The sequence below is a fragment of the Streptomyces sp. NPDC046881 genome (assembly GCF_040645015.1).
Classification (GTDB): Bacteria; Actinomycetota; Actinomycetes; order Streptomycetales; family Streptomycetaceae; genus Streptomyces.
Window position 1 is genome coordinate 1 of record NZ_JBEYXJ010000218.1, and the last position, 3,962, is coordinate 3,962.

Below are 3,962 nucleotides of genomic sequence, written 5' to 3' on the forward strand. Positions count from 1 at the left end.
GCATCGTGAACGCCTGGTTGAACTGCTCGTTCGACATGAACTGCAGACCCGGGCGGGCCAGCTCGGCGCGCATCAGCAGCGCCATCACGCCACCGGTCAGGAAGAACGCGAACGCGGTGACCAAGTAGAGCGTTCCGATCGTCTTGTGGTCGGTGCTGGTGAGCCACCGCACGGCCCTGCTGTCTCTGATCCTCTTCACACCCCGCCTGTGTCCGCGCCCGGCCCCGGGGTCACACTCGGACGACGCGAGGAGCATCACGGGAGAAGGGTGTGACGATCCGGCGGGTGCCGGACACGAACCGAGCATGAGCAACGACGAGATCTTCGCCGCTGCCTATCGCGAGCACTACTGGGCGGTCAGCCGCTACGTCGCGAGGCGACTCCGGGGGCGGACCGACGAGGTGGAGGAAGTGGTGGCGGAGGTGTTCACGGTCGCCTGGCGGCGCCGGGCGGACCTGCCGGCCGCCCCGCTGCCCTGGCTGTACGGGGTGGCCCGCAACTGCCTGGCCAACGCGGTACGCGGTGACGGGCGGCGGCGCCGGCTGGTGGACCGGCTCGGCAACGACGAGGCGGCGCACGGCCGGCACATCGCGGCGGGCCCCGGCACAGAGGCGCCGGGCGCCTGGGTGCACGAGGCCCTGGACCGGCTCTCCCCGGCCGACCAGGAGATCCTGCGCCTGGCCGCCTGGGAGGAACTCGGCGCCGAGGAGATCGCGATCGTCCTCGGCTGCGGCCGCCGCGCGGCGACCATGCGCCTGCACCGCGCCCGCCACCGCCTCCGCAAGGAGATAACCCGCCTGCGCCCCACGGCACCGGCGACTGACGCGCCTGCCGGACCGGGGCCCGGTTCCGTGGCGCCGCCGGCCGGTTCGCCCGCCGAGCCGGGCCCGGCGTCCGCCGCTTCGCCGGCCGGCCCGTCCCCCGAGCGCCACGAGGGCCGTCCGGGGCGTGTGGCGCCGTCGGCCGATGCGCCCGAGCGCCGCCGGGCACCGTCCGGCCCCCGCCCCGACGCCCCGCGGCCGGCTTCCTCCCCTGTGACCACCGTCGACGCCAGCCTGCCCGAGGACCCCCGACATGACCGATGAACTGGATCTTCTTCGCCGTGCCAATCCGGTCCCCGTGGACGGGCCCTGTTTCGGGGACGGTCCGCTGGATCACCGGGCCGAGCGCGGGCTGGAGCGGCTGCTGGGGGAGGGACGGCCGGTGCGCCGGGCGCCCAGGGCGCGGCTGCTGTGGGGGCTGGCCGCCACCGGGGTCGTCGTGGCGACCGCCGCCACCGCGGTGCTCGGCGGGCCGAGCACGCAGCCCGCTCTCGCCGCGCCCCGCCCGCTGGCCGTCCGCGCGCACTCCACGCCCGTACCGCTGGCGCAGCTGGCCGAACTGGCCGATGCCGCCGCGGCGGAAGGCGCACCGCGGCTGCGCAAGGGCACGCACGTGCAGACGTGGAGCCTCGGCATGGCCGAGGGGCAACCGCCCGTCACCCTGCCCGAGGAACGGGTCGTGCGCTGGCGGGCGGACGACAGCCACACCGAGCTGGTCGTGGCGACCGACCCGCGCCGTCCCGGCCGCCCGGTCCTCACCGACACCGGCGGCGACCCCGGCCTGGTGGCCGACGGCCACGTCCTGAGCCGGACCACCTACCCGCCGAGCTGGAGCGACGCCCCGCCGGACGCACCCCCGCCGCACACCCCGGCCGCCCTGCGCGCCTACCTCGCCGAGACCGTCCGCAGCGACTCCCCGAGCACCCCCGAACTCCTGGACGGCGTCGGTGAGGTGCTGGACCACTGGACGCTCGGCGCCCGCGAGTCCGCGGCCCTGGTCCGGGTCCTCGCGGACGCGAAGGGGCTGCGGCCCGCGGGCCAGGTGACGGACCGCCTCGGCCGCCCGGGGCAGGCGTACGTGTACCAGGGCGGGGGCGGCCGGCGGATGCTGATCCTCGACGCGCGCACCGGTGCCGTCCTCGGCCTGGAGACCACCTTCACCCGCGACGATCCCGCCTACGGGGTGAAGGCCGGGGACGTCATGGAGTACAGCGCCTGGATGCGCTGACCGCGCCGCCCGCCCGTCACACGCCCAGCTGGCGGGCGGCGGCCGTCACCGTCTGCTCCAGCAGCGTCGCGATCGTCATCGGGCCGACACCGCCCGGCACCGGCGTGATCAGCGCGGCCCGCTCCACGGCCGAGTCGAAGTCGACGTCACCGACGTTCCCCGGGTTGTAGCCCGCGTCCACGACGACCGCGCCCGGCTTGATGTCCTGCCCGCGGATCAGCCGCGGCCGGCCCACCGCGGCCACCACGATGTCCGCCTCGCGGACCGCCGCCGACAGGTCCCGGGTGCGCGAGTGGCAGTACGTGACGGTCGCGTCCCGGGCCAGCAGCAGCATCCCCACCGGCTTGCCGAGGATCGCGCTGCGGCCCACCACCACGGCCCGCTTCCCGGCCGGGTCGACGCCGTACTCGTCCAGCAGCCGCACGATCCCGCCCGGCGTGCAGGAGACGAAGCCCGGCAGCCCGAAGCTCATCGTGGCGAACGAGGCGAAGGTGACGCCGTCCACGTCCTTCTCCGGCGCGATCGCCTCGAACGCGGCCCGCTCGTCGACGTGGTCGCCCACCGGGTGCTGGAGGAGGATCCCGTGCACCCGCGGGTCGGCCGACAACTCCCGCAGCGTGCCGACGAGTTCCTCGGTCGTGGTGCTCGCAGGCAGCGCCACGTGCCGGGACTCGATACCGGCCGTGCGGCAGCGGTTCTGCTTCATGCGGACGTACGTCACCGACGCCGGGTCCTCACCGACGAGCACCGTCGCGAGGCACGGGGCGGTACCGGTGCGCTCGGTGACACCGGCGGCCTTCTTCGCGGTCTCCTCGACGATGCGGCGGGCGGGCGCGGTGCCGTCCATCAGCCGGGCCTGGGTCATGCTGCACACTCCTGAGCTGGATCGACTCTCCTCGCCCAGGCGCGCGGCAACCACCACGGACCGCTCCCCGGTGGTGCTCCACCTCAGCGCCAGTCACGGCCCGCGTACAGCGTAACCGAGAGCGCGTACGGCTTCGGCCCTCCTTCCGGCGTCCGCCGTACCCGCCGGGTCCTACTCGTCCCAGGCCTGGATGATGAGCTGATCGGTGATCTTGCCGTTCCGCAGGGTGACCATCGACTCGGCGAGGACCCGGGTGCCGTCCGCGTACTCGCAGGACTCGCTGTACGCGGCCTGGTCGCCCTGCATGACGCAGCGGTCCAGCTTGTGCGTCATGTCGCGGCTGTAGACGTCGTCCAGCAACTCGGCGATCTGGCTCCGGCCGTGCAGGACCGTGGGATGACTGGGCTGGTTGTTGCGGTCGACGATGCGGATCTCCGCGTCGTCCGCGTAGAGCGACAGCAGGTTGTTGCCGGTGTTGCCCTCGATGGCCCGGCGCAGTGTCTCGGTGTCGAAAGCGGACCCCGTCGCGGTACCCATGGTGACCTCCTTCAGGCGCCCGCGGCCCGGCCAGGAGCGGACCGCACGGGCCCCACCTCCGAGCGTCCTCCGCCCCGGCGGCCACGGCAAGCCCGGCCGCCGTCCTCCGCCTCACGGGTGAGCGCGGCCCGCCGCCCGTGTCCGGCCGGGGCCCGCGGCCGTTGCAGGGACATGATCTCAACACGACGCATCGCCGCCGCCGTCGGTCTGGCCGCCGGGATCGCCGGTCTCGCCGCCCCGCAGGCGAGCGCGGCGGACACCGGCGCACCGCTCGTCGGCAGGCTCGGCGCGCTCAGCACGCTGGACTCGCTCGCCGCCGGTGACATCCCGGCACCGCACAAGGACCGCGTCCCGCGGGTCAGCGAGCAGGTGGGCGAGCTGAAGCACCTCCGCGAGCTGAACCAGCTGAACCAGCTGGAGCAGGTCATCGCCCCCGCGGCGCCCCTGCTCGGACTGGTCCAGGGCATCCACTGACCAGGCCTGCCGCGCGAAGGGCCGTCCCGGCCGGGAC

The 3,962-nt window shown here is 74.6% G+C and carries 5 protein-coding genes, 1 pseudogene and 1 riboswitch; of the genes and pseudogenes, 3 read left to right on the forward strand and 3 right to left on the reverse strand.

Going from position 1 to position 3,962, the window contains the following annotated elements; translation table 11 throughout:
* Positions 1-199 (reverse strand): cbb3-type cytochrome c oxidase subunit I (locus tag ABZ923_RS41025; RefSeq protein WP_361483465.1); only part of this gene is annotated, 199 nt, incomplete at its 3' end.
* 106 nt (positions 200-305) lie between these two features.
* On the opposite strand from ABZ923_RS41025, the pseudogene ABZ923_RS41030 reads away from it, so the two are divergent.
* Both ABZ923_RS41030 and ABZ923_RS41035 read left to right on the forward strand, forming a co-directional pair.
* Positions 306-806, forward strand: a pseudogene (locus ABZ923_RS41030) (sigma-70 family RNA polymerase sigma factor); the annotation flags it as partial.
* Positions 807-1,074: 268 nt separating this feature from the next.
* The gene (locus tag ABZ923_RS41035; RefSeq protein ID WP_361483468.1) at positions 1,075-2,049 is read left to right on the forward strand and encodes a CU044_5270 family protein; all 975 of its coding nucleotides are present in this window, start codon (positions 1,075-1,077) and stop codon (positions 2,047-2,049) included.
* 16 nt (positions 2,050-2,065) lie between these two features.
* Here the strand turns inward: ABZ923_RS41035 and ABZ923_RS41040 are convergent, their stop codons facing one another.
* On the reverse strand, positions 2,066-2,914 hold the full coding sequence (locus ABZ923_RS41040; RefSeq protein ID WP_361483471.1) for a bifunctional 5,10-methylenetetrahydrofolate dehydrogenase/5,10-methenyltetrahydrofolate cyclohydrolase: 849 nt from the start codon (positions 2,912-2,914) through the stop codon (positions 2,066-2,068).
* A gap of 26 nt (positions 2,915-2,940) precedes the next feature.
* Positions 2,941-3,021, reverse strand: a riboswitch (ZMP/ZTP riboswitch).
* Positions 3,022-3,085: 64 nt separating this feature from the next.
* The gene (locus ABZ923_RS41045) at positions 3,086-3,451 is read right to left on the reverse strand and encodes a nuclear transport factor 2 family protein (protein ID WP_361483474.1); all 366 of its coding nucleotides are present in this window, start codon (positions 3,449-3,451) and stop codon (positions 3,086-3,088) included.
* Between the two features lie 171 nt (positions 3,452-3,622).
* Between ABZ923_RS41045 and ABZ923_RS41050 the strand changes: the two genes are divergently transcribed.
* Positions 3,623-3,925 (forward strand): hypothetical protein, encoded by a 303-nt coding sequence (locus ABZ923_RS41050; RefSeq protein ID WP_361483477.1) that lies wholly within the window; start codon positions 3,623-3,625, stop codon positions 3,923-3,925.
* The last annotated feature ends 37 nt before the right edge of the window (positions 3,926-3,962 follow it).